Source organism: Pseudomonas soli (genome assembly GCF_900110655.1).
In the GTDB taxonomy this organism is placed as follows: Bacteria; Pseudomonadota; Gammaproteobacteria; order Pseudomonadales; family Pseudomonadaceae; genus Aquipseudomonas; species Aquipseudomonas soli.
This window is the reverse complement of the sequence record NZ_FOEQ01000001.1, coordinates 191822-217632: the sequence shown is the minus strand read 5'-3', so window position 1 is coordinate 217632 and position 25811 is coordinate 191822. Positions and strand designations below refer to the sequence as shown.

General features: G+C 61.8%; 21 protein-coding genes. 12 read left to right on the top strand and 9 right to left on the bottom strand.

The genetic code is table 11. The annotated features are described in order from the left end of the window. The 9 genes from BMY03_RS26270 to BMY03_RS00935 form a co-directional block, all read left to right on the top strand. The coding region (locus BMY03_RS26270; RefSeq protein ID WP_177182871.1) for a hemagglutinin repeat-containing protein at positions 1-11078 on the top strand (11078 nt) is incomplete at its 5' end. A gap of 12 nt (positions 11079-11090) precedes the next feature. Further along, positions 11091-11366: a hypothetical protein gene (locus BMY03_RS00965; protein WP_094010016.1), complete on the top strand. Its 276-nt coding sequence runs from the start codon at positions 11091-11093 to the stop codon at positions 11364-11366. 499 nt (positions 11367-11865) lie between these two features. Next, on the top strand, positions 11866-12300 hold the full coding sequence (locus BMY03_RS00960) for a hypothetical protein (RefSeq protein ID WP_094010015.1): 435 nt from the start codon (positions 11866-11868) through the stop codon (positions 12298-12300). A gap of 338 nt (positions 12301-12638) precedes the next feature. Beyond that, positions 12639-13088 carry a DUF2247 family protein gene (locus tag BMY03_RS00955; RefSeq protein ID WP_094010014.1) on the top strand — a complete coding sequence of 150 codons (450 nt, stop codon included), beginning with the start codon at positions 12639-12641 and terminating at the stop codon, positions 13086-13088. Between the two features lie 255 nt (positions 13089-13343). After that, positions 13344-13490, top strand: a complete 147-nt coding sequence (locus BMY03_RS26265) for a hypothetical protein (protein ID WP_177182870.1) — start codon at positions 13344-13346, stop codon at positions 13488-13490. A 465-nt stretch (positions 13491-13955) separates the two neighbouring features. After that, positions 13956-14315, top strand: coding sequence for a DUF596 domain-containing protein (locus BMY03_RS00950; RefSeq protein ID WP_094010013.1), 360 nt, complete (start codon positions 13956-13958; stop codon positions 14313-14315). Positions 14316-14768: 453 nt separating this feature from the next. Further along, positions 14769-15125 (top strand): hypothetical protein, encoded by a 357-nt coding sequence (locus BMY03_RS00945; protein ID WP_094010012.1) that lies wholly within the window; start codon positions 14769-14771, stop codon positions 15123-15125. A gap of 98 nt (positions 15126-15223) precedes the next feature. Further along, positions 15224-15499 carry a colicin immunity domain-containing protein gene (locus BMY03_RS00940; protein ID WP_094010011.1) on the top strand — a complete coding sequence of 92 codons (276 nt, stop codon included), beginning with the start codon at positions 15224-15226 and terminating at the stop codon, positions 15497-15499. A 41-nt stretch (positions 15500-15540) separates the two neighbouring features. Continuing rightward, positions 15541-15993 carry a hypothetical protein gene (locus BMY03_RS00935; RefSeq protein ID WP_143067505.1) on the top strand — a complete coding sequence of 151 codons (453 nt, stop codon included), beginning with the start codon at positions 15541-15543 and terminating at the stop codon, positions 15991-15993. Between the two features lie 35 nt (positions 15994-16028). Here BMY03_RS00935 and BMY03_RS00930 read toward each other — a convergent pair whose 3' ends face one another. The 3 genes from BMY03_RS00930 to BMY03_RS00920 all read right to left on the bottom strand — a co-directional run bounded on the left by BMY03_RS00930 (position 16029) and on the right by BMY03_RS00920 (position 18416). Then, entirely contained in the window at positions 16029-16586 is a 558-nt protein-coding gene (locus tag BMY03_RS00930; RefSeq protein ID WP_094010009.1) for an RNA 2'-phosphotransferase, read from the bottom strand. Positions 16587-16709: 123 nt separating this feature from the next. Further along, positions 16710-17600, bottom strand: coding sequence for a dihydrodipicolinate synthase family protein (locus tag BMY03_RS00925; RefSeq protein WP_094010008.1), 891 nt, complete (start codon positions 17598-17600; stop codon positions 16710-16712). Between the two features lie 33 nt (positions 17601-17633). Beyond that, positions 17634-18416, bottom strand: coding sequence for an aldolase (locus tag BMY03_RS00920; protein ID WP_046855471.1), 783 nt, complete (start codon positions 18414-18416; stop codon positions 17634-17636). 154 nt (positions 18417-18570) lie between these two features. On the opposite strand from BMY03_RS00920, the gene BMY03_RS00915 reads away from it, so the two are divergent. Then, on the top strand, positions 18571-19113 hold the full coding sequence (locus BMY03_RS00915; protein ID WP_038706211.1) for a helix-turn-helix domain-containing protein: 543 nt from the start codon (positions 18571-18573) through the stop codon (positions 19111-19113). Positions 19114-19123: 10 nt separating this feature from the next. Continuing rightward, positions 19124-19900 (top strand): AraC family transcriptional regulator, encoded by a 777-nt coding sequence (locus BMY03_RS00910; protein ID WP_094010007.1) that lies wholly within the window; start codon positions 19124-19126, stop codon positions 19898-19900. A 50-nt stretch (positions 19901-19950) separates the two neighbouring features. On the opposite strand, the gene BMY03_RS00905 is transcribed toward BMY03_RS00910, so the two are convergent. The 6 genes from BMY03_RS00905 to BMY03_RS00880 all read right to left on the bottom strand — a co-directional run bounded on the left by BMY03_RS00905 (position 19951) and on the right by BMY03_RS00880 (position 25113). Further along, positions 19951-20532: a LysE family translocator gene (locus BMY03_RS00905; RefSeq protein WP_094010006.1), complete on the bottom strand. Its 582-nt coding sequence runs from the start codon at positions 20530-20532 to the stop codon at positions 19951-19953. A gap of 86 nt (positions 20533-20618) precedes the next feature. Further along, a complete protein-coding gene (locus BMY03_RS00900) occupies positions 20619-20831 on the bottom strand; it encodes a DUF2790 domain-containing protein (protein WP_094010005.1) in 213 nt (70 codons plus the stop codon). Positions 20832-20929: 98 nt separating this feature from the next. Then, complete coding sequence (locus BMY03_RS00895) at positions 20930-21562, bottom strand: hypothetical protein (RefSeq protein ID WP_023632648.1); 633 nt, start codon at positions 21560-21562, stop codon at positions 20930-20932. Between the two features lie 218 nt (positions 21563-21780). After that, on the bottom strand, positions 21781-22914 hold the full coding sequence (locus BMY03_RS00890; RefSeq protein ID WP_094010004.1) for an HlyD family secretion protein: 1134 nt from the start codon (positions 22912-22914) through the stop codon (positions 21781-21783). Next, on the bottom strand, positions 22911-24539 hold the full coding sequence (locus BMY03_RS00885; protein WP_094010003.1) for an MFS transporter: 1629 nt from the start codon (positions 24537-24539) through the stop codon (positions 22911-22913). The genes BMY03_RS00890 and BMY03_RS00885 overlap by 4 nt, the downstream gene beginning before the upstream one ends. A 64-nt stretch (positions 24540-24603) precedes the next feature. After that, positions 24604-25113 (bottom strand): GNAT family N-acetyltransferase, encoded by a 510-nt coding sequence (locus BMY03_RS00880; RefSeq protein ID WP_094010002.1) that lies wholly within the window; start codon positions 25111-25113, stop codon positions 24604-24606. Positions 25114-25248: 135 nt separating this feature from the next. Between BMY03_RS00880 and BMY03_RS00875 the strand changes: the two genes are divergently transcribed. Beyond that, positions 25249-25809 (top strand): gamma carbonic anhydrase family protein, encoded by a 561-nt coding sequence (locus BMY03_RS00875; protein WP_046855480.1) that lies wholly within the window; start codon positions 25249-25251, stop codon positions 25807-25809. Positions 25810-25811 lie beyond the last annotated feature (2 nt).

The window sequence follows — 25811 nt, the reverse complement described above, 5'->3', positions numbered from 1 at the left end:
TGCAGGGCCAGCGCTGGGACAACCGCGGCGGCAAGATCGAGGCCGACGGCGCACTGACACTGACCATCGACCACCTCGACAACCGCGACCAGGGCCTGGTCAGCGGCCAGGCCGGGGCTCGCTACAGCGGCAGCGAGCTGCTCAACCAGCTCGGCATCCTTGGCGCCAAGGGCAACCTCGACCTGGTCGCCGCGCACCTGGACAACAGTGGCGGCGGCCTGACCAGCGGCGGCGATCTCGATGGCCAGGTCACGCGCCTGGAGCAGCTGGGCGGCAAGCTGTCCGCCGACGGCACGCTGACCCTCAAGGGCAGTACATTGGTCAACCGCCAGGGCGCCGTGGTCGGCGCCGGGCAGGGCATGCGCCTGACCGTGGACAGCGTCGACAACCGCGGCGGCGAACTGTCCGCGGCCAAGGCGCTCAGCCTCACCGGGCAGCGCCTGGACAACACCGGTGGCCAGGTCCTGGCCGATACCGACCTGGCGCTGACGGTGGCCGAGGTCATCAACCAGGCCCAGGGCCTGTTGCGCGGCAAGGGCCAACTGACCCTCGACGGCCAGACCCTGGACAACCGCGACGGGCGTGTTTCCGCCGAGCAGGGCGCACGCCTGCGCCTGAGCCAGGCGCTCGACAACGGCAAGGGGCTGCTGACCAGCGAGGGTGACCTCGACATCGGCGCCGCCAGCCTGGACAACAGCGACGCCGAGCTGAGCAGCGCCGGCAAGCTGACCCTGGCCACCACCGGCAAGGTCGACAACCAGCGCGGCTCGATCACCGCCGACGGCGCCCTCGACCTGCGCAGTGCCAGCCTCGACAACCGCGCCGGCGAGGTCGGCGCCCAGGGGGCCATCGACATCGTCACCGGCACCCTCGACAACCGCGACAGCGGCCATGTGGTCGGCAACGACCGGCTGACGCTCAAGGCCGGCCAGGTCAACAACGCGGGCAGCGACAGCCGCATCGACAGCGATGGCGCCATGCACCTGACCGCCAGCGGTTTCGACCAGCAGGCCGGACGGATGCTGAGCAAGGCCTCGATCACCCTCGACCTGGGCCAGGGCGCGCTGGTCAACCACGGCCTGATCAAGGCCCCGGTGCTGGTACTGAACAACCTCGGCCGCGTCGACAACCAGAACGGCGAAATCACCAGCCCGCAAGGCTTCACCTTTGTGGCCGATTCCCTGGACAACCGCCAGGGCAAGCTGCTCAGCGAGCAGGCGTTGACGGTGCGTATCGCCCAGGCGCTGGACAACACCAAGGGCCTGGTCTCGGCCAAGGGCCTGGACCTGCATGCCGCCAGCCTCGACAACCGCGGGGGCACCGTCAGCAGCCGCGCCGGCCTGGTGCTGACCGTCGACGGTCGCCTGGACAACCGCCAGGGCACCCTGGTGGGCGACACCGCCCTCAACCTTGTGGCCGGGACGCTGGACAACAGCAAGGGCAAGGTCTCGGGCAAAGGCCGGGGCGAGGTCCAGGCCGGCACCTTGCTCAACCACGCCGGTTCGCTGGTCAGCCTCGAGCAACTGCGGATCCAGGGCGGTGAGCTGGACAACCGCGAGGCGGGGCTGCTCGGCAGCAATGGCGCGCTGACCCTGGAAGTCGACCGCATCGACAACCGTGGCGGCGAGATCACCGGCAAGGCCGCTGTCGCGGTCACTGGCACCTCGCTGGACAACAGCGACGGCGGCCTGCTGGTCGCCGGCACCGGCATGACCCTGGCGTTGCAATCGCTGCTCAACCGCAACAAGGCGCGCCTCGAGGCCCAGACCGGCCTGACCCTGACCGGCCTGACCCTGGACAACGACGGTGGCCGCCTGACCAGCCAGCGGGACATGACCCTGACCTTGACTGGCGCGGCGCTCAACCGCCTCGGCCTGCTCAGTGCCGAGGGCCAGCTGGTGCTGGCCGCGCACAGCCTGGACAACAGCACCGGCAAACTGGACAGCGCCGGCAGCCTGAAGCTGACCACGGGCGGCGCGCTGCTCAACCAGGGCGGCGAGCTGCTCAGCGACAGCGACATCACCCTGGCCAGCGCCAGCCTGGCCAACACCGACAAGGGTGTTATTTCCAGCAAGGGCGCGCTGGCCCTCAGCACCGGCCACCTGGACAACAGCCGCCAGGGCAGCATCAGCAGCAACCGCACCCTCGACGTGCACGCGGGCCAGCTCGATAACCGCGACGGCGGCCGCGTGGGCAGCCGCGAAGCACTCACCGCCACGGTCACCGGCCTCGACCAGCAGGGCGGCAAGCTGTTCAGCGACACCTCGGTCCACCTCGACCTGGGCCATGGCCACCTGGACAACCGTGGCGGCCTGATCAATGCGCCGTCGCTGCAGCTGGACAACCTCAAGACCGTGGCCAACCAGGGCGGCGAGATTTCCAGTGCCCAGGCCTTCACCGTCGCTGCCGAGCAACTGGACAACGGCAACGGCCGCCTGCTCAGCGACCAGCGTCTGCTGCTGCGGGTCAGCCAGCGCCTGGACAACCTCAAGGGCCTGATCGGCGCCCAGTCGCTGGAGATTCATGCCGGCGCGCTGAGCAACCGCGACGGCGGCCGCATCGAAGCCAAGGACGCGCTCGCCCTCACCAGCAAGGGCCTGGACAACCACGCCGGCAAGCTGCTCGGCAGCAGCCTCGCGCTGGACCTGGGCGGCGCCGACCTGGACAACGGCGCGGGCCTGATCACCACCGCCGGGCCGCTGACCCTGGTCAACCTGGCCAAACTGCACAACCAGGGTGGCGAGATTTCCACCGCCCAGGCCCTGCAGCTGGACGTCAGCGAGCTGGACAACCGTGACGGCAAGCTGATCAGCGAACAGACGCTGGCCATCACCAGCGGCGCCATCGACAACCGCAACGGCCTGGTCTCGGGCTGGCAGGGCCTGACCGTGAGCGGCCAGAGCCTGGACAACCGCCAGCAGGGCACCCTGTCGAGCCGCTCCGGCGCCGTGCAGGCGACCGTGACCGGCGCGCTGCGCAACAGCGACGGCGGCGCGTTGGTCGCCCAGCAACGCCTGGACGTCAAGGCCGCCAGCCTGGACAACAGCGCCAAGGGCATCCTCTCCAGCGGCAGCGGCCAGCAACTGACCATCACGGCGGCACTGGACAACCATGACGGCGGCCTGATCGATGCCGGGGAAAAACTGGTCATCAGCGCCGGTGCTCTCGACAACCACGGCGGCCGCGTGGCCAGCCGCCAGGACCTGGACCTGACCGCCGCGAGCCTGAACAACACCGACGGCAGCCTCGCCGCCCAGGGCGCGCTGACCCTCGACCTGCTCGGCGAACTGCTTAACCGCCAGGGCAAGCTGTTCGCCGGCAAGGACCTGCTGATCCAGCGCGCCGGCCTGGTCGACAACCAGGCTGGCCAGATCGCCAGCCAGGGCCTGCTCAAGGTGCTGGCCGCCAGCGTCGACAACAGCCAGCGCGGCACCCTGGCCGCCAATGGCCCGCTCACGCTCGACAGCCGCGGGGCGCTCAACAACTCAGGCGATGGCCTGATCTACAGCCAGCAGGGCGACGTAGGCCTGCAGGCGGCCAGCCTGAACAACGCCAAGGGCACCGTGCAGGCCAAGGGCGCGATCACCGCGCAGACCTCCGGCGTGCTCGACAACCAGGGCGGCAAGCTGATCGCCCAGGATGGCGCTCTGACCGTGACCGCCGACACCCTCGACAACCGCGGTGGCATCCTCGCCAGCCTCAAGCAGGCGCTGGGCGTGCGCACCACCGGCGTGCTGCGCAACGGCAGCTACACCACTGGCCAGCGCGGCATCCTCCAGGCGCTGAGCCTGGACGTGCAGAGCGCCAGCCTCGACAACCACGGTGGGCGCATCGCCGCGCTCGGCGGTGATACCGTGATCCGCACCGGGCAGCTGGACAACCGCGATGGCGGCATTTCCGCCAGTGGCCTGCTCAAGGTCACCGGCGCCAGCCTGCTCAACGGCGGCGACGCGCGCGGCGAGATGGTCGGTCAGCGTATCGACCTTGGGCTGAGCGGCGCGCTGGATAACCGCTCCGGCATCATCGAAAGCGCCAGTACCCTCGCCATCACGGCCGCCACCCTGGACAACCAGGCGGGCCAACTGCGTGCACTGGGCACCAGCGGCACTACACGATTCCAGATCGGCGGGCTGCTGGACAACCGCAACGGGACCCTGGAAACCGCCAACACCGATCTTGCCCTGGTCATTAGCGATCTGCTAAATGCCGGGGGCAGCATCACTCACCTCGGCAATGGCGATTTCGGTGTCAGCAGCCAGCAGGTCATGGCGGCGGGAGGCCGCCTGTTGACGCACGGCACCCTGAATCTCAGTGCCGACGACTGGGTCAACAGCAGCGTGCTGCAAGCCGGCACCCTCAACCTCGATGTCAAAAACTTCACCCAGACTTCGAGTGGGCAACTGCTGGCGACGAAGGCGTTGCTGGGCAAGGGCGGCAACTGGCTCAATGATGGGTTGATTGCCAGCGACGGCACGCTGAGCCTGACCTTGGGTGGTACCTATTCGGGCAACGGCCGACTGACCAACCTGGGGAACATGACCCTGTCCGCGGCGCAGATGAGCCTGGGCACCGCCACAAGCATTGCCGGTGGCGACAACATCGTTGTCAACGTCGGCAACCAGCTGAGCAATCTTGGGCGCTTGTCGGCGGTCAACGACCTGACGATCCACGCCGGCAGCCTGTCCAATTACGGGGCATTGGCCGCGTCGGGCAACCTGAACCTGATTGCCCAGTCCGTCCACAACGACCAGGCCGCCGATGGCAGTCGAGGCTTGCTGTTCAGTGGCCGGGACATGTCGATCCACACGGCGGATTTCAGCAACCGTTATGCGGACGTCTACAGCCTGGGCAATCTGCTGGTCGCCGGCGTCACCGCAGGCAGTACTGCGGCAACCTTCCTGAACAGCTCCGGGACTGTCGAGGCGGCCGGCGACATCAACCTGCAGGCAGCCAGCTTCGTCAACAAACGCGATAAGTTCAGCGCCAGCCAGCAGATCACCGACGGCTACATGACCATCTACTGCGTCCAGCATTGCAAAGGGTCGCGGTGGGTGAGGGGGCCGGTGCACATCTACAAGACCCAGGAAACCGTGGTGCTGGAGGATTCGCCAACGGCAACCCTGGCTGCCGGGCGTGACCTGACCATTGGTGGGGGCAGTGTTCTCAATTCTCGCAGCGTGATCTCGGCGGGCAATGATCTCACCATCACGGCCAGCAGCATTACCAACGAGGGCGAGCGTTCCAGGTCGGGAACCGTTGGCAGAGAGGTGGGGGCTGGAACCAAGGTCCCCACGGCGTACTTCTTCCAGTTGATCAACGAGGTAAACGCCTACAACCAGGCCCACCCTCGTTCTGGACCGTTCGATGAAGCAGCCTTCAAGGCCCTGGTCGCGAAGTTCGACCCCGGGATGTTTTATGGCATCAATGAAGCACTCACGCTCAAGGACGATAATCAATTCATTGCTCCGGCGCTGATCCAGGCTGCAGGCACGGCGAAGCTCACCGCGGCAGGCAACGTCAACAATATCGTTGTGCGCAGGGCGCCGGAGGCGACCAGCAGTCGTGCGTTCGATACCCAGGTAGCCAGCGCGACGCAGGCCACGGTGGTCAACCTGAATGCGCAGTTGCCCCCCGATCTGGCCCAGCGACAGGTAGACCCGACCACCCTGCCAGGCTTCAGCCTGCCGGCGGGGCAGAATGGCCTGTTCCGCTTGAGTGGCAAAGGCAGCGATGCGGCAACCGGGCCCACTCAGGGCTGGACATTGGGCAACGCCACCGTCGGCTCTCATGAGCGTCAGGGGCTGGCCAGCTCCCGGCCGGGCGTGATCCAGGCAGTGGATGCTGTCGCATCCAGGGCGAGCGAGCAGGCAATCGATCGCATTGCCCACCAGCGCGTCGAGTCGGCGGCCAAGGCCAGTGCCATCGGGGTCAATGCGCCTGTGGCCGAGGCAGTGGATAGCGGCGTTCGATCGCCAAACCCAGGTGCGCAGGCACATGAACTGAGCGCGCAGGATGCCGGAGTCAGTGCCCCGCCACGGATACCGGGCATCACCCGCCTGCCCGACAGCCAATATACGAGCAAGCCGCACAAGTACCTGATTGAAACCAATCCGGTGCTGACCGACCTCAAGCAGTTCATGAGCTCCGACTATCTGCTCGGCAATCTGGGCTATGACCCGGACAAGAGCTGGAAGCGCCTTGGTGACGGCTTCTACGAGCAGCGCCTGATTCAGCAGGCGGTGGTGGCGCGTACCGGCCAGCAGTTCATCGATGGCCAGACCTCTGGCGAGCAGCTGTACAAGCACCTGATGGACAATGCGATCCGCAGCAAGGATGCGCTTGGCCTGAGCGTCGGCGTCGGCCTGAGCTCTGCCCAAGTGGCGGCGTTGACGCACGACATCGTCTGGCTCGAAGAGCGTGAGGTCAATGGTGAGCAGGTACTTGCACCTGTGCTGTACCTGGCCCATGCCAACGGCCGCCTGGCGCCTGACGGCGCGTTGATTGCCGGGCAGGATGTTCAGCTGATTGCCGGGGAAAACCTCAACAACATTGGTACGCTCCGTGCCTCACGCAACCTCAGTGCCACTGCAGGCAAGGACCTTACGAACAGCGGCCTGATCCAGGCAGGTGGTCGCCTGGACCTGTTGGCCGGCAACAGCCTGGTCAACAGTGCCGGCGGCATCATCAGCGGGCGCGATGTGAGCCTGACCGCCGTCAATGGTGACCTGATCAATCAACGAGACCTGACGCGCACGGACAACGACTACGGTAGCGTGCGTGAGCAGAGGGACCATCTCGACAGCATCGCCCGCATCGAAGCCAGCAACAGCCTCAGCCTCAAGGCGGGTCAGGACATCAACAACGTCGGTAGCGTGATCCAGAGCGGCGGCGACTTGTCGCTCAGTGCCGGTCGTGATGTGAGCCTGCTGTCGGTCGAAGAACGTCAAGGCTTCTACACCGAGCGCCAGCGCAGCAACACGGTGCAGCAGCACGGCGCCACGCTGACCGCCGGCCGCGACCTGAGTCTCGTCGCCGGCCGCGATCTCACCGCCGTGGCCAGCCAGATCGACGCGGGCCGCAACCTCACCCTGGCCGCAGGCGAAGACCTGAACTTGACCTCCGCCGCCAACGAAGCCCACAGCTTCAGCCGCAGCAAAAAGGTCACCCAGTCCAATGACCAGGTCACCCAGGTGTCGACCACGGTCAAGGCCGGCGGCGATGTGTCGCTGTCCGCGGGCCAGGACATGGCCATCGTCGCCAGCCAGGTCAAGGGCCAGGGCGATGTCGACATCGACGCCGAGCGCGACCTGACCATCGCCTCCGACCAGAACGAAAGCGCCTCCTACTATCAGAAGAAGAGCAAGGGCTCGTTCGGTCGCAGTAGTTCCAAGCAGCAGGAGAGCTACCACAGCACCAACGTCGCCTCGGTGATCGAGGCCGGTGGCGACCTGACCGTCAACGTCAGCAAGAAGGACGATGGCGGCATATCCCTGGACGGCGGCCGCGATGTGACCGTGATCGGCAGCCAACTCAAGGCCGGCGGCGATGTCATGCTCGGTGCCACTGGCGATGTGGCGGTACTGTCCGGTGTCGAGGAGCACGGCGAGTACAGCAAGAAGAGCAAGTCCGGTTTCCTTGGCCTGTCGAAAAGCGGCAAGAGCCAGTTGCAGACCCACGCCACGCAGGTCGGCAGTGAACTGGATGCCGGCAACGACATCGTGGTTGCGGCAGGCAGCGATGTGCGCCTGCGCGCCAGCGAGGCGAATGCCGGCAAGGACGTCGAGCTGCGCGCGGGGTTGCTGGACAAGGAGGGTGACATCAACCTGGTGTCGGCCAACGACACGGCCTACAGTCACAGCGACTCGTACAAGAAAAAGATCGGCATGTCGGTTGCCCCCGGCATCGTCGTCGTCCCGTCCGTTTCGGTAGCCTCGGCGAAGAAAGCCGGGCAGGAAGCACGCAGCAGCTCCAGCGTCGGCAGCCAGGTCCTTGCCGTGCGTGATGCCTCGCTCCAGGCCGAGCGCGATATCAACGTGCTCGGCAGCGGTGTCAATGCCGGTCGCAATGTCAGCTTGAACGCGGGACGTGATGTCAACGTCGCCGCCGCCGAGAACCAGAGCGACAGCAAGACCTGGTCGAAAACCTCGAAGATCGGTTTGAGTACCAGTGCCGACGACAACGGGATCAAGGTGTTCGCGGGCGTCGAGAAGGAATTGGCCAAGGATCGCCTGCGCGAACAGTTGGCCTCTGCCAGCCAGATCAAGGCCGGCCAGGACCTGGACGTCAAGGCGGGGCGTGATATCAATCAGACCGGCTCGGACTTGATAGCAGGCCACGATATCAGCCTGGGCGCGGGCCGCGACATCAACATCGACGCGGCGCGTGAAACCCGAATCCACGAGCAGGAGCGGGAGTATGCGACCCAGGGTGCCGGAGCTTCGATCAACCACAACTTCGGGCGCACCAAGGACGCGGTGAGCAACGCCGGCAAGGGCGAGAATGGCGTGAGCAAGGTCGCCAGCACCCTGCAGGCCATCGACGGCATCAACCAGTTCCTTGCCGGGCCAACCGGCGACCTCAAGATCGGCAACAGTTCGCAGAAGAACCAGCAGACCAGCATCGAGCAAAGCAACCGTGGCTCCAGCCTGGAGGCCGGCAACGATATCAAGCTGCAGGCCGGCAACGACGTCAATGTCAAGGGCAGCCAGGTGCAGGCCGGGCGGGACATCGACGTCAAGGGACGTGACATCAACATTGATGTCGCCCACGGCAGCAGCACCCAGAAGACCCGTGAGTCGCAGAACTGGGCCGGCATTCACGGTGGTACCAGTGGCGGCATCAAGGTCGGCATCGGCGCCAGCCATGGCGCTGCGGGTGCCGATGGCACCCAGGGCAACTCGACGCCGAGCCAGCTCGACGCGGGGCGCGATATCAAGCTCGACGCCAGCCACGACCTGAACATCGTCGGTTCGCAGGTCAAGGCCGGGCGTGACATCGACTTGGCCGCAGGCAATGACCTGAACATCCGCGCCGCGCAGAACGACTCGCACTACGAACAGAACCGTCGCAGCGGCGGTGGTGAAGTCGGGTTGGCGTTCGGCTCGGAAGGGGTGGGGATCTACGCCAGTGTCAACCTGGGCAAGGGCAAGCTGGAACGCGACGCACAGCGACACCAGGAAGCCTACGTCTACGCAGGCGACCAGCTGAAGTTCGCCAGTGGCAAGGACACCAACATCAAAGGCGCCCAGGTACGCGGCGACGAAGTCATCGGCCGTGTGGGCGGCGACCTGAATGTGGCCTCGGCCATCGATACCGGCAAGGTCAAGGGCAAAGAGTTCGACCTGAGCGCCACCGTTACGGTAGGCCCGGGCTCGGGTATCAGCGGCTCGGTCGGCAAAGGCAAGACCACGGGCGAAACCGAGTGGGTGGAAAACCAGACCCGCATCACCGCTCGGGACAAGGTCGACATCCGCACCGAAAACCACACCCAGCTCGATGGTGCCCTGATCGCCTCCGACAACGGCAACCTCAAGCTCGATACCGGCACGCTGGGCCACAGTGATATTGCCGGCAAGGACCAGGAACGCGGCTATTACCTGAACGTCGGTGGTACCTGGAAAAAAGGGACTGCAGCAACACAGCAGGACAGCAGCCAGACGGGCAAGGGTGACAAAGGCGAGAACGGCTGGAGCGTCAGTGGCTGGACGTACGAGAAGGACCGCGAGCAGATCGTCCGTGCCACCGTGGGGGCGGGTGATATCACTGTGCGCGAGGATGCGGAGACGGGGAAGGACTCCACTGTCGGGTTGAATCGGGATCTGGACAAGGCTTACGAGATCACGCGGGATCATGAGTCGCGCACCGATCTGTACTTGAGTGATTCTTCGGTTAACGGCGCAATCCATCCTGTAGAGACGCTGAGCGGATGGACAAATGAGCTGCGTAACTATGACAAGGCCGCACTCAAGAACTACGAGCAGGTTGGAAATGCTGTCAATGTCCTGGTCAACCGATTTGAACGCTTGCAAGGCCGTCAGCTGGATGCCAATGCGGTAGCCGTTGGCGGGGTGAAACTCGCAGAGGACACCTATGAAGCCTTGCTGATGGCGAACTTCAAGCCCGATGAAGCCAAGGCGCTTATGCGCACGCCGAGCTTCCAGCAAGAGGTGCTGGCACGACTGAACCAGATCGAACATGTGTTCGATAAACATCAGGAGTCCACGAAAGAACTTGTACGTGTGCTGGGGGAGCTTGACCCCTCGCATATCAGTAAGTCACGTGGTCCGGTCCAGATGGCGCTCAGCTATGCCTCGCTCATCAATGAGTATCTGGAGTCAGACCCAGAGCGAGGTCAGAAAGTGGCTTTGGCGCTGGCGATGATCCAGGGGCCCAAGGCAGTCATGCAGCTAGCGGTATCGACAGCCATTGGGCAGACGGAGCTTGGTCAAGACCTCAATGAACAGTACGACCGTGCCATGACCCGAGTCGGCACGATGCTTGCCGAGCACATGGAAGGCGGCGGTGTTGTCCTGAATGGGGAATCTGAGAGCGACAAATTCCTGGTGGGGGGCGGTAAGCTCATCAGCAGCATGATTCTGGGGGTTGCTTCGGGGCGCAAAGGGGGTGGTGGGAATGAGGCCAAAAAGCCTGCGACTACTCCTGTGGAGTTGCCAGGGGGCGGGAAGGGTGTCATAGATGGTGCAAAAGGAACTGGGGCTGTTGTAGATGACACGATCAAGGCATTACCAGCTCCAAGGCAAATAGATGCATCGTGGAGTGCGAGCACTTACAAAAAAGGCGGTCTGATGACAGGTATTGAGCATGTGTTCTATCGCCATGGACCTGACTCAGGATTTGCGAATGTTAGTAAGTTTTCGCAAGGGACATCTGTTAAAGATGTCTCCAGTTATGTTGATAGCGCATTGAGATATGGGAAGGTAACTCCCAATGGTCCTGGTGGGCACGTTATTGAGTACAACGCAGGTAAGGTAATTGGGACAAGCGTCTCAGGTGCGCCAACATCGACAATTAAAATAAATGTTCGGGATGGTGTAATCCAAACTGCATTCCCGTACTAGTTAGGAGTGGTTATGAATAGTGGGGGTACGCTAATAGAACGATTTGTCGTCCAAGAGTTGGACGACAGCGTCCGCTCTATTTTGAAAGGTGCCTTTGATGAACGGATGTGTTCAGAGAAGGTTCTGCTGAGGGAGTTCGAATTTAATTGCTTTGACGTTTCTCTGGATTTTGAAAAAGGCATTGTTACATTGCAAGATGCTCTTTCCGCTGGCGAGGGTAGCTCTCTTGATATATCTATGCGTGACTTTGCCTCTGCTTGCGGCTTGAATGTCTTTTGTCGGTTGTAGAAGCCTAGGGAGGCGCTGATTGATTAAATTTTTTGCGCTCGAAACCCCGGTAGGCCCTGATTTGTCAGGAGTGTCATAGGGATTGAGTAAAGAAAAAGGGGGCAGATTTATTTTTCTACTCTGAAAGATAAAGGGGACGGATTTATTTTCCTACTCTAATTTCTGTCTTTGCATTGCCGAGACGACGTTGAAGCCCGTTGCTTAAGGTGTCTGTGAGGAAATAACGTGCTGGAAGCCGGGGCGTCAAAATTAGAGTATGGAAAATAATTTTGTCCCCTTTTTGATGGGCTCACTGCCAGCTACGGCAGTTCTCCGGAAGCCAAAGCCTATCGGGCGAAGCAAGAGGAACTGTTGCAGGAGGGGCAGTTGAAGGATGCTATCCAGACGGATGTGGATGACCTCCGCTCTCGTTTTGGCAGCAAATATGATGCGGTGATCGAACAGATGTTAAAGTACGCGAAAACTCTGGATCCCAACGATTTCATCAAAAGGTGATGGCATGAATTTCACGTATAGTTCGAAAGATGGGCTTGATGTATTTGCTGGGGTGCGTGGGCGCGATGAAGTCCGGGCCAAGTTAAAGCTCCCCTACAAGGTGTTTGCCAAGACTGCTTTCTCCGAGAATTCGACGGATGTCTTTGGTGACGCTCTGATGAAGGCATGGTATGACCTGCACGATAGCTTGAGCGGGGTGCAACTTTACTATCCTGAAGCATCTCTGGACTTTCAGGGGCAGACACTTCTCGGGGTTTCGGCCGATTTGCTGGAGCGATTTTTCCAACGGATGCATGTAAATTATGAATTCGAGGACGATGGCTCCGGTATGAAATTGCTGACGGATGGTCTCGAGATCGGGCTCTATGCTCCAGATTTGGAAAGTGGCAAGAATGCGATAGTAGAAGCTGTCTATGTACCTATCCCAGTACCGGTATGAAAAGGGGCGAGTTGCCACTTTTACATGTAGTAGAAAAGGGGGCGGATTTATTTTTCTACTCTAATTTCTACTTTTGCATGCCAAAGCGAAGGTGAAGCCTTTAGGTATCGGTGGGGCGTCGAGTGCTGGGAACTGGGCGTGTCGAAATTAGAGTATGAAAAATAAATCTGTCCCCTTTGTGTTAGGGTGTCAGAGTTAAGGCTAATTGAAGGCAGCAATAACGGGGTTGGTGGGGTTTTTGAATGGATTGTTGATGAAGGCAACGTGACTCATCGGCGCTTTTTCCCCGCCAAGTAACTGGCCTGGCTAACCAAATTCCGAAAAATAAGGAGAAGGTAATGTCCCCGCTTGGTGTATTGATTAGTTTAGGTTTGGCTTGTTGGGCAACCATTTTTTTGGGATATAGAAAGCGCTGGATAGGGCGAGAAGATATTTTTGAATTTGCCATGAGTCAGCTTTTAAATGGTTGCGAAAGCGAGCGCGTTGCCATCATTGCTGGAGGCGAATATTTAAACGATGAAGAACTTCTTGAGGTTCTCTCAAAGCAAATGGAGATGACGGATCTTGTTGCCGAAATTGAAAAGTGGCGTTTAGCTTTTCTGCTTTGTATTGATGCGTCGAATGACAGTGACGAAGATAAAATAAATAGACTTCAGGACGTCTATGCGTACTTTAATTATCCGGAGGATATGGCTTCGTGCAGTATTTACTCTCAGGATAGTGTCGGCCCGCTTGTCGCAATGAGCCAAGTTGTGGAAAAACTAAGAGGAAGGTTTTTGCTCCGATAATTCGAAGGCGGCGGTGAAGCCTGGTGCTTTAAGGTGTCGGTAAGGGCGTAGTGAAGGTTTAGAAAAAAGGAGGACAAAAGGGGCAGCTTGTTTGTTCTGCTCTAATGTTTTACTGTCGTACGGCCGGGTGGGTGGTAAGTTTACTGGGTTTAGATAAGTGAGATTGTGACCAGTTTGGTGTTTGAGAAGGTTGGCGATGTAAATAGTAACTTTCCTTATCTGTGCGTATACAAGGAGGGGAATGAGGGGCCGTTTATGGAGATTTCCGTAAATTCAGACATGGAGTTGGAGTTTGTTTTTTACTCAAGTGCCAATGGTGTTTCACTCACGGCCGAGGAATGGCGGGAAATTTTTGTGCGCGGGGAGGAATTTCATCCAGAGGCATTAGAGAGTGGTGATTGAGTTGGTGAAGTGGAAGATAGTGACAGAAGAGTGACTGACAGAAAAGGGCAAAAAAGGGGAAATATTTATTTTCTACTCTAATTTCTGCCTTTGCATGGCCAAGACGACGAAGAAGCTTGATGCTTAATATGTCAGTGAGGACGTCTGGCGCGGGAAGCGGGGCAAGTCGAAATTAGAATAAATAATAAATCTGTTCCCTTTTTCGGTCTTTTTCGATGTAGGGGCCTCCGAATGCATGGTGAAGTCTTATTCGTGCAGCTCGGGGGTGTTGCGCAGCTGCCGGCCCCCAAATCGATAACTATTCGAGGCCAAACCGTTGAACTCTATACGTTGGTGGGGGCTGATGGCGTTCAAATGAACTTGCGCAATGGCTCAAGTTTCTACTGCAGAGTCTGGTGCTCTATGGGCGCTTGATATCATCGGACATTCAGGGGCGAAAGCTCCAAAGCTGGAGGTGAAATTAAAATGCTTTTGTGCTGTCGAGATTCCGAAGAATTCAAGGAAATCGTGGAGTGGAGTCAAGGCTTAGCAGTTGACGCGCTGTGGCTGAGCGTCTGCAAGACATTTTCTTGTGAGGGTTACAACGACCGTAAGCGTATTTTTTTGCAGGTGCTGGCTGAGCTGATTCTTGAGGGTAGGGTGTTTCTCGCTAATGGGGACCGATTGAAAGGGGATGTTGTTGAACAAATAGCTGCATTTGATTCGGCTTGGCCTGCAGAACAAGATACTGACGAAGCGCTATTTTGGATCACAAAAGATGGAGTTAGTTGGGTGCCGGGAGGCCTCGTTTGGGTTTACAAGGACGGTACGGAAGTTTGGACATGAGCAATGCCTGTAACATTGTTGCGGAAAAGTGAAGAAAAAAGGGCTGGCGGAAAGGGGACAGATTTGTTTGTCCTACTCCATTGTCTGCTGATGCATCACCAAGACGAAGAAATCTAGTGCTTAAGGCTCCGTTGAGGACGTCGAGCGCAGGAGGTGGGGCACGTCCAAATTAGAGCTATAGAAAATGAATCTGTCACCTTTAATCTGTAGCCGGAACGTAGCTGATCTAGAGCGGTATACCAATTCAGGAACGCCCGTTATTGCACGGATTTTTGACAACACGAACGGTACGCGTTTTTCCCATTTTGTTGTTGTGGACGGTGTTACCACGAGAAACGGTGTTGCGGTGGTAGCCATACGTGACCCGCATGGTGTTCAATATTTCAGTCCAGTGAGAACGTTCGAGAAGAATTTCTCTGGTGAAGTTGTCGTGCCAAGGAGCGCGTTGAAAAAATGATTTTGACGATTTGTTTTGAGCAAGACCTTATAAGTCAAAGGTTGCTGGAGCTGCGATATCTCCCCTGCCTTTGTAGAGTTTCGGAGACTTTTGAGATCGAGTTTTTCGATCCTTTGCCAGTCGTCAGCGGAACGGTAACGGAGTGGGACAGGACGGCTCTTGAACAGCGGGTTATCCCAGGGACAGGTGGAGAGTACTCTCACTATGCGCTCTCAGAAGTCAGCCTGGCGCCGCTGGAGGGAGAACGTTATCTGATAGTCGATCTGAAAATGTTTCATCGGTATTTTGGTTGGTGTGAGGTCCTAAAGGACGGCGCTTATGTAACGCCGGGAAATTTTTGGGATGAAGAATGAGTTGGGTGCGGTGCAAATGTACATCAAGTGACATTTAATCGAGGGGGTAAGTCTTGGCCTAAAATATGCACTTTAGGACCTTGGCAGAGGGAGTGAGTATGAGTGAGGTGGCGCTGCCTTATGTTAGTCTGATGGAAAAGTATTTATCGGACAAATGTACCTTGGGCCAGTTTGTTGAGGTGTTTTTTGGGCGGTTCAAGAATGAGTCGCGGGTGTTGCCCGAGGATGTCTATCTTGTGCTGGACGAACTGTTCGGCAATCTTGACGCTTTTACAGAAAATGAGGATTTATTGCGCGACGATCCCGATTATTATCTCAACGCGGAGCAGGTGGGTCATTGCATTCGGTGCGCTTGCGAATCTCTTAAGAAGTAAATATTTTGCAAATACTCCTCATAGGCCGAAAGGGGACTGTCGTGTACGAAGTCATGCTGGAACGCGTGCCGGACGTGGCGTTGCAAGCTGTCCTCAAGGTAATCGTGGCTTCGGCGAAAACGCATTCTGATCTTTCGCTGTCGGCAGACTCCGAAGTTCAAGGAGGGGAGAGCCTGGAGGCGGTGACGCAGCGATTGCACGGTAGTGGTGAGTCGGTATGTCTGAGCCTGCGGCTCTGGGAATTCAATGTATCCAATAAGGTGAGCCTGCCGTTGGTGCTGCTGCGAGTCATCAAGTGGGAAGATCGCCTCGATATTGAACTCTCCTTCAACAGTACGCCTGCTGACGACCTGAGCGATATCATGCAGGCGCTGCATGCATATGTGTCGGGCTTGGCGGGTCGTTTCTCGATACCTGTATTTTATGGCGGGATGGAGCCCGCGATTGATAAGGATACGCGGTACTTTACTAACGAAACGCTTGGCCCCCTTTAAACTGGTCGGGCGGCACAAGGCCGCTCCTTGCAGGCTTATTCTTCTGCCTGGCGTGACAGATACACCGGCGGCACCTGGTCTACCAGCCAGACACCGTTGTCCGCTTGATAGAACACTGCTCCCGCTGCGCACATGGCCTGGGTATCGACCGTGAGCAGCACCGGCTGGCCATAGCGCTTGCCCACCGCCAACGCAGTCTGTGGATCCTCGCTCAGGTGCACATGATGGCGGCTGCCCGGGATCAAGCCCTGGGCTTCGATGGAGGCCAGGAAGCGGCTGGCGGTGCCGTGATAGAGCAGGGCGGGTGGCGCCTTGGCGACGTGGCGTACTTCGACCTGGCTGCTGCTGTGGCCTTGGGCGGCGCGGATGCGGCGGCCATCGTCGGAGAGGGTGAAACGGCGCTTGTCATTGGTCTCGACCACTTCACGCAAGGCGTGCAGGTCGAAGGCGTGACCTTGCCTGCCGGCGCCGTGGATCAGCGCGTCGACATCGGCCCAGCCGTCGCGGTCGAGGGACAATTCGATGGATTCGGGGGCGTGGCGCAGTACGTAGCTGAGGAACTTGCTGAGGGTGTCGCGTTGTTTCTGGTTCACTGGAAAGATCCTTTTCCATGGCTTCTGGTCGTTTGGGTCGGGGGCATTCTCCGGATTCGGGGTCGAGTTCTCAAGTGTGTAGAGTACCTGTGGGAGCGGACTCCCACAGGTATGTCGCTGATATCAGCCCTGACGCAATGCGTCGAGCAGCGTCTTCAGTTTGTCGCGGCCTTCGGCATCCAGCCCGAACACCGGCCGCCGTGGCTCGCCTACCGGTAGCCCGGTCATCTCAAGGCCAGCCTTGATGGTCGCCGGCAAGCCGCCCTTGAGGATGAAATCGAGCAGCGGCAGCTGGCGGTAGAACAGCGCCTTGGCCTGTTCCAGCTCACCGCTCTGCACCGCCTGGTACAGCCGCAGGTTCAGTTCGGGAATCAGGTTGGCCGCCGCCGTGCACCAGCCCGTGGCACCGGCAACGAAGGCTTCCAGCGCCAGCGGGTTGCAGCCGTTGTAGAACGGCACCTGGCCCTCGCCGAGCAGTTGCAGCTTGTGCATGCGCTGGATGTCGCCGGTGCTCTCCTTGACCATGGTCACGTTGTCCACCTCGCGCACGATGCGCAGGATCAGCTCCACCGGCATGTCGGTGCCGCTGGTGGCCGGGTTGTTGTAGAGCATGATCGGCAAATCGATGGCCGCGCCGATGGCGCGGTAGTGCTGGACGATCTCGGCTTCGCTGAGTTTCCAGTAGGCCGCCGGCAGCACCATCACCGCGTCGGCGCCGTGCTGCTGGGCGAAGCGGGCGCGGCGCACGGCGCCGGCGGTGGTCAGGTCGGAGACGCTGACGATGCTTGGCACGCGCTTGGCGATGCGCTCCAGGCTGTACTGGGCGACCTGCTGCCATTCGCTGTCGCTCAGATAGGCGCCTTCGCCGGTGCTGCCCAGCGGGGCGATGGCGTGGGAGCCGTCTGCGATCAGGCGGTCGATGGACTGGCCCAGCGCGGGCAGGTCGAGCTGTTCGCCGTCGGCGCTGAACGGGGTGATGGTGTAGCCGATGATGCCGTGGAATTGATTAGTCATTGTGCAAGGCTCCGCAAGCAAGGCGTAAAGGGATCAGTTCAGGCAATCGGCGTGGCTGCGCAGGGCCTGCCGGGCGTAGTAGTTGAAGGCGGCGCCGTGGCGCTTGGGCCGGTCGATCCAGTCGTGGGCGTCGCGGCCCAGCTCCGGGGCGATCGGCTTGATGGTGCCGGCGGCCATCGCCAGCAGTTGCAGGCGCGCGGCGCGTTCGATCAGCTGGGCGTAGACGCAGGCCTGCTCGATGCTGGTACCTGTGGACAGCTGGCCGTGGTGCGAGAGCAGGATGGCGCGCTTGTCGCCCAGGGCGGCGCTGATGATCTCGCCTTCCTCGTTACCCACCGGCACGCCTGGCCAGGCTTCGAGGAATGCGCAGTCTTCGTAGAGCGGACACAGGTCCATGTGCGAGACCTGCAGCGGCACTTCCAGCATCGACAGCGCGGCGACATGGGTAGGGTGGGTGTGGATGATGCAGTTGACGTCGGGGCGGGCGCGGTACACCCAGCTGTGGAAGCGGTTGGCCGGGTTGGGCATGCCTTCGCCTTCCAGCACTTCGAGGTCTTCGTTGACCAGCAGCAGGTTGCTGGCGGTGATTTCGTCGAAACCCAGGCCCAGTTGCTGGGTGTAGAAGGTGCCCGGTTGCGCGCCACGGGCGCTGATCTGCCCGGCCAGGCCCGAGTCGTGGCCGTTATCGAAGAGAATTCGGCAGGTCAGGGCCAGCTTTTCGCGCACAGTCCACGTATTATCGGCAAGCGAGCCTTGCATCTGTGTCAGTGCCTTTTGCACCAGCTGGTCTTTGCTGAGGGTAAGGGTATTGGCCATGGGGATCTTTCCTCTGTGGCGTGATGACGGATGTCAGGGCTGGCTCGCCCCCGAGCTTTGGACGGTGAGGGGGCGAACCATCAGATGACACAAATAATCCTATATGACACAAAGTGTCATGCGCAAGTGCGTTTGTTCGGGAAACCCGCTTCACATGTCTATCCGACTGAAACTGCTGAGAAAGAAACTGGGCATCACCCTTGAGCAGCTGGCCGAGAAATCCGGCATGACCAAGAGCTACCTGTCCAAGGTCGAGCGTGGCCTCAACACGCCGTCGATCGCTGCGGCGCTGAAGCTGGCGCGGGCGTTGAACGTCAATGTCGAGGAACTGTTCGACGGCGAGCATGACGGCCAGGCGCGCTACAGCCTGGTGCGCCGCGGCGAGCGCCAGGCGCTGGTGGGCGGCGGCGAGGGGCCTGGGTATGCGGTGCTGACTTCGCAGGTTGGCCAGCGCAGCCTGTTGCCGTTTTTGATCCAGCCGCCGACCGAATTCAGTGACCCGACCTTCAAGGAACACGAGGGCGAGGAGTTCCTGTTCGTCCACGAAGGGCAGGTGGAGGTGGACTTCATGAGCGAGCGGGTGCTGCTGGAGGCCGGCGACGCCTTGCATTTCAATGCCCAGACCCCGCACCGCCTGCGTTCGGTCGGCGAGCGCCAGGCGCAGTTGCTGGTGGTGGTGCAGGGCGGCGAAGGGTGAGGGTGGGGCGATGATCGAGGTCTCGAGGTTCTGGCGTGATCCGGCATTGCCCTTCGTCGAGGCACGTCTGGTCGGGGATGGCCGCCAGGTGTGCTACACCGCGCATTCCCACGCGAGCTTTTCCATCGGCGTGATCACCGGCGGGCGCAGCACATACCTGACCGGTGATGCACGGCATGAGGTGGCCGTGGGGACCACGGTGCTCATGAACCCAGGGGTGGTGCACACCTGCAACCCCCTCCAGGGCGAGCCTTGGTCCTACCTGATGCTGTTCGTTGATTTGCCGTGGTTGCAGGCCCGAGGGTTCGAACTGCCGGCCGCGACATTGAGCACGTCGACCGCGCTGTACGGGCGGTTGCTCGACCTGTTCGCCGGGCTGCTCGACAGCGAGGCGCTGGACAAGGCCGAGCGGCTGGCGACGTTCTTCGCAGAGCTGCCAGGTTATCTCGAGGGCGGCGCGGCGCGTCACCCACAGTCGCATCCACGCCTGGAGATGGCCGCCGCGTTCATTCGCACCCACCGTCTGGATCCGCTGACACTTGAGGACATCTGCGCTGCGGCGGGCTTGTCACGGGCCTACCTGATCCGCGCATTCGGCAAGCGCTTCGGGCTATCGCCGCACGCCTACCTGCTCGACCAGCGGGTGCAGCATGCCCGGGCGCAGTTGCGCGCCGGCAGGGCCATCGCCGAGGTGGCGCTGGAAGCCGGCTTTGCCGACCAGGCGCATCTGCAGCGGGCTTTCAAGCGGCACCTGGCGACCACGCCGGGGCACTATCGCAAAGGCTGAATAGCACCTGGGAGCGGGCTTGCCCCGCGATAGGGCCCGAACCGTCAACCTCATACCATCAGGTACACCGCGCTCGCCACCAGCAACCCTGCCAGCACCCGATTGAGCAGACGCATCCGCCAAGGCTCGGCCAGGTACTGGCGGATCACGCTGCCGGCCCAGGCCCAACTGGCCACGGAGACGAAGCAGATCGGCCCGTAGATCCAGGTGAACAGCCACAACAGCTGCTGCTCGCCGCCGGTATAGGCGCCGATGCCGGCCACGGCCGCCAGCCAGGCCTTGGGGCTCAGCCACTGCATGGCCGCGCCGTGCCAGGCGCTTGGCGCCCGCTTGCCATCCTCGGCGCCCAGCGCGCCGTCGTCGCTGGCCAGCTTCCATGCCATGTACAGCAAGAACAGTACGCCGCCCCAATGCAACAGCTGCCCCAGCAGCGGCCAGCGCAGCAGCAGCTCATGCACGCCCAGCCCCACCAGCACCAGCAGCAGGCAGAAGCCCAGGGTGGCGCCCGCCGCATGCCCGATGCTGGCCCGCAGGCCATGGCGCGCGCCGCTGCCGAGGGCGACGATGTTGACCGGGCCGGGGGAGATGGAGGCGGCCAGGGCGAAGGCCGCCATGGACAGTGTCAGGCTCATCGGGCGTTTCCTTGTGGCGAGGATAGTGCGGCTATCCTGCCCGAGGCCGCGGCGCGGGTATTGAACAAAAATGCCCAAGGAGCCTATCAGCTGGAGGGTGTGTTGGCGTTGTCCTGGGTCTGCCGGGCTTGCTGCTGGGCGGGCGACTGGGCGTCACCCTTGGCGATCTGCTCGGCCTGCTGGCGTTGCAGCGCCCATTGGTCGCTGCGTTCCTTGAGGCGGTCGGCGCCGCCTTCGGCAAAGGCCGAGGTGGCCGAGATCGTTGCCAGCAGGGCGAGTGCACAGGTTAGGGTTTTCATCACTGGGGTCTCCATCGATTGACCTGAAAAACGGCCGCCAGGCGGCCGGGTTGAGGCAAGGATGGCGTGCGCAGATTTTCCCAGGATTAATAGCTTGATCAGTTGGCCAGCAGTTGCTCGTGCACCCATCCGTGGTCCGTGAGCACCATGGCGCGGGTTTCCTCCAGCGGCTTGGCAGCACTGGCGGCCGCCTGGCCGAGGCCTGCGATGCCGGCCTGGACCGCCGCGTCGCTGGCCCAGGTCGGCAGTTCGTTCACCTGGTAGCTGTAACTCACCTGCGACTGCTTGCGCCCATCCTGTTCGGTAGGCTTGCCGACGCTGTTGATGGCGGTGACCTGGGCCTTGCCGAAGCACAGCCCGCCGGTGCTGGTGCCGTTCGCTTTGCGCCTTGCATCGGCCTTGTAGTAGCGGCGGCCCTCGTCGGTGAGGTCGTAGGCGTAGTAGATGTCGGTGCGTGCCGGCTGCCACAGGCGCTCAGGGACTTCGGTACGGGCAACTTCCCGTTCGCTGACCACGCCGACCTGGGCCAGGGCGTGCAGGGCCTGGTTGGTGCCTTCGACATCGAAGTCACGGGTGCGGGTGGGGAAGGCACTGATCACGAAACAGTGCGGGTACTGGCTGTCGAGGTAGGCTTGGGCAGCCTGGCGCAGGTCGGCTTCGCGGGGCTGCTGGTTGTCCGAGCAGCCGACCAGGGTCGCCAGCAACGCCAGCGGTATGATCTTCCTGTCCATTGTAAGGCATCCTTGTATTGCCAATTGCTGGGTGGAGCGCAGGCCAGGATTAGAACCCGCGGGCCAGAGCGGCCGCAATCGTGGCACGACGACATATCGCCCGTGCTGTGCGCTGTTTGGCAAAGCCTGCCTTTGGCACCGACTGGCGGCCAACCGGCAAACGGTGGGTGTTCAGCCATACTCTGCTGGTTCCGCCCCGGCGCCGTCGGACCCGTCGCTTACTGCGCCTCCCGGGTATCGATGCTCACCACCACCGACATCCCTGGCCGCAGATGCCTGGCCTCGGGCTGGTCGCCATCGACGGTGATCCGCACCGGGATGCGCTGGGCGATCTTGACGAAGTTGCCGGTGGCGTTGTCGGCCTGCAACAAGGCGAACTCGGAGCCAGTGGCCGGCGAGATCTGCTGCACGTGACCACGCAGTTTCAGATGATTGAGCGCATCGACGGTGAAGGTCGCCGGCTGGCCGATGCGCACGTTGGCCATCTGCGTCTCCTTCAGGTTGGCGATCACCCACAGGGTGTCCGGCACCAGTGCCATCAACTGCGCACCGGGGTTGACGTAGGCGCCCAGGCGGGTGCCGATCTGCCCCAGCTGGCCGTCACGTGGCGCCTTGACCCGGGTGTTGTCCAGGTCGATGCGGGCCAGCTCCACCGCGGCCTTGGCGTTTTCCACCGAAGCTTCCAGCGCAGCGCGATTGACGACCACCGTTTCGCGGTCCTGGCGGGCGATTTCCAGTGCGGCCCTGGCCTGGGCCAGACTGGCGACGGCGGCGGCCTGACTGGCGCGGCTCAGGTCCAGTTCACGGCGTGATACCGAGCCGTCGCTTACCAGCGCCTGGTTGCGTTGCAGGTCGGCGCGGGCCTTGTCGGCCTGGGCGGCGGCGTCGGCGATCGCGGCCTGGCGCTGGGCAATGGTGGCCTCGGCGCTGTTGCGCTGCTGCAGGTTGTTGGCCAGCGCCGCCTGTTGCTGCTTGAGCTGGGCAACGGCCTGGGCCAGGCGTTGGGTGTAGATGCGGTCGTCCAGGCGCACCAGCAGGTCGCCCTGTTTGACGAACTGGAAGTCGTGCACCGGCACCTCGACGATGTAGCCGCCCAGCTGAGGGCCGATGATGGTCACCTGGCCGCGCACCAGCGCGTTCTCGGTGCTTTCGATGGCGCTGCTGAATGGCGGCAGGCGCCAGGCGTAGAGCACCAGCAGGATGCCGGCCAGGGCCACGGCGGCGAAGCTAAGCGATGACAGCAGGCGCACACGTCGGGTACGTGCCGGGCTGGTCGGCTCGCTCGGGGGCGCGCTGCCTTCCGGGGTTTCGGCGATGGCGGTGGTGGTGGTCGTTGGCGTTTCCTGGGTCATCGGTTGGAGGCACCGCTGGTGGAGTGGGTATAGCGCAGGTACAGGCTGCGGATGAAGATCCAGATCATGGTCAGGATAGCGATGGCGCCGATCAGCATGAACACATCGTTGTAGGCCAGCACATTGGCCTCGCGGGTCGCGGCGTTGGCCAGCAGGCGCATGCCCGCCTCGTTGCGCAGCGCAGGGTCGGCCAGCACCCCGGCATAACCGGCGCCACCCCCCTGGACCCGGGCGCTGACCAGGGGTTCCAGGGAACTCAGGCGGTCCATCAGCTGGCTGGAGTGGAATTTCTCCCGCACCGTCTGGAAGGTGCCCAGCAGTGCCGAGCCAATCAGCCCGCCGAGGTTGTTGCAGATGCCGAACAGCACCGAGAAGCTCACCAGGTTGCGCGGGTTGGCGCGCACATGGCTGATGCCCAGCGCCATCGACGGGCCGACGAAGAAGGTGCTGCCGAAGGCCAGCAGGAACTGGCTGAGGTACATCTGTGCCGGGCGGGTCAGGTTGGTGGAGCCGCTGTCCATGAACGCGCCGGTGGCCATTGCGGCCAGGGAGATGAACAGCGGCAGTACCAGGTGCGTGGGGTTGATGGTCAACGCGCTGGTGGCAAGGCCGGTGATCGCGCCCAGCAGCATCACCGCGTACAGCGCGCGCATCTGCTCGTTGCCCATGTTCAGCGCCTGGAGGAAGCCCACCGCGCCGGTGGACTGCTCGGAAATCACCATGCGGATCAGGATCACGCACAGTGCCAGGCGAATGATCGCGCCGCTGCCCAGCCAGCGGGTCATCAGCAACGGGTTGCTGCGGTTGTGCTCGATGGCCAGGCCCGAGAGGATCAGGGCAATGGCGCCGGCCAGGGCGACGCCGATCCACGGCGCGTCCAGCCACCAGTCGATACGCCCCAGCGACAGCGCCGCGCAGAGCAGGGCAGTGCCGCTGGCCATCAGGGTGAAGGTGAGAAAATCCAGCGGCTCGAAGGTCTTGAAGCGATCGCCCGGCGGTAGCTTGAGCAACAGCACGCAGCCCAGCGCGGCCAGGGCCAGGCCCAGCTCGAACAGGTACAGCCCGCGCCACTCGGCGATCTGCAGCAGGTCTTCGGAAAACACCCGGGCCAAGGGTACGGCCAACTGCGAGGCGCCCAGCCCGAGGACCATCGCCTTGAGCCGCCACTGCGCGGGGAAGGCCTGGATCATGTAGTAAAGCCCCAGCGAACTCAGCGCGGCACCGACCATGCCATGGGCGGCGCGCACGGCGATGGCCGAGTTGAGGTCGTTGACGAACAGGTGGGCGAGGGTGACCAGCGCGTAGAGCACCAGGAACACTTCGGTGAAGGCGCGCAGGCCGAACTCCTGGCGAAACTTCACCAGCAACAGGTTCATCGACACGTTGGTCATCACGTAGGCCGCCGGTAGCCAGGCCATCTCCGCGCTGGTGGCACCGAGGGCGCCCTGCAGAAATGGCAGGTTGGCCACCACCAGGGCGTTGCCCAGGCCGCCGGTGATGGCCACCAGCAGACCGACCACGCCGAAGGCCAGGCGCTTGGCCGGGGCGTGCAGCGGTGTCGAGGGCGAACCGGGCAGGCTGGGCTTTTCGTGTGGCAGCCACTGGCGGGGGGCGTACTTGTCCATCGTGTTGTCCGTTACCGCGGGTGTTCAGACTCTACGTGAATGGCCGGGGGGATGAAAACAGGGCTCAGGCGTCGAGCGGCAGGCGCATGGCGCACCGCTGGTCCAGGCCATGGGCCAGCTCGCTGGCGAGAATTGCGCGCAGGCGGGCGTCCAAGCGTGTCGCAGGGATGGGCTCGAAGCCGTAGCGCGCGTAGAACGGGGCATTCCAGGGGACATCGTCGAAGGTGGTCAGGGTCAGCCAGGCCAGGCCCTTGAGGCGAGCGGCATGCCGTGCCTGGTCTAGCAGGCGCCGGCCCAAGCCGCGGCCCTGGGCCTCTTGCCGCACGGACAGCTCATGGATGTGCAAGGCGTCGTCGGCAATGCTGGCGCAGAGAAAACCCAGTGCCTGGTCCTGGTCATCCACGGCGACCCAGCTGCAACCTTCGCTCACGAATGCGAGGTGTTCGGCTTCATTCATCACGTCGCTGTCGGCCAGCCAGGCGAGGTGCGGCAATTGCCGGAATGCCTGGGCGGCGGAGCGTTCCAAGGCAGGGAGCGCTGGAACATCATCGGTGAGAGTAGGGCGGACAGGCATGGGGGACACAAGACCTTCAGGCACGGGCGTTGACGCGCAGTAACGTGCAGTTTGCCAGATCGACGCGGGAAGGTGTTGCAATGTAATTGTTATAACGTAACATTTGCATTTTTCCTCCCAGGCAGGACCCTCACCGTGATCCGCAGAAACCCCTCCGGCCATCTTCCGCAAATCGCCGAATCGGCCTATATCGACCACACCGCCATCATCTGCGGCAAGGTGATCATCCACGACAACGTGTTCGTTGGCCCTTATGCGGTCATCCGCGCCGACGAGGTGGACGCCAGCGGCGACATGCAGCCAATCGTCATCGGTGCCAACTCCAATATCCAGGATGGCGTGGTGATCCATTCCAAATCCGGCGCGGCGGTGCGCATCGGCCAGTACAGCTCGATCGCCCACCGCTCCATCGTCCACGGTCCGTGCGAAGTCGGCGACCGGGTGTTCATCGGCTTCAACAGCGTGCTGTTCAACTGCAAGGTCGGTGATGGCAGCGTGGTGCGGCACAACTCGGTGGTCGACGGCCGCGACTTGCCGCCGCGCTTCTACGTGCCGCCCACCGAGCACATCGGCCCGCATACCGACCTGGAGCGCTACCCGCCGGTCAGCGTGTCTGCCTCGGAGTTCTCCGAGGATGTAGCGCGCACCAATATCGACCTGGTCCAGGGCTACAAGGCCTTGCAGAACGAGTTCTGAGC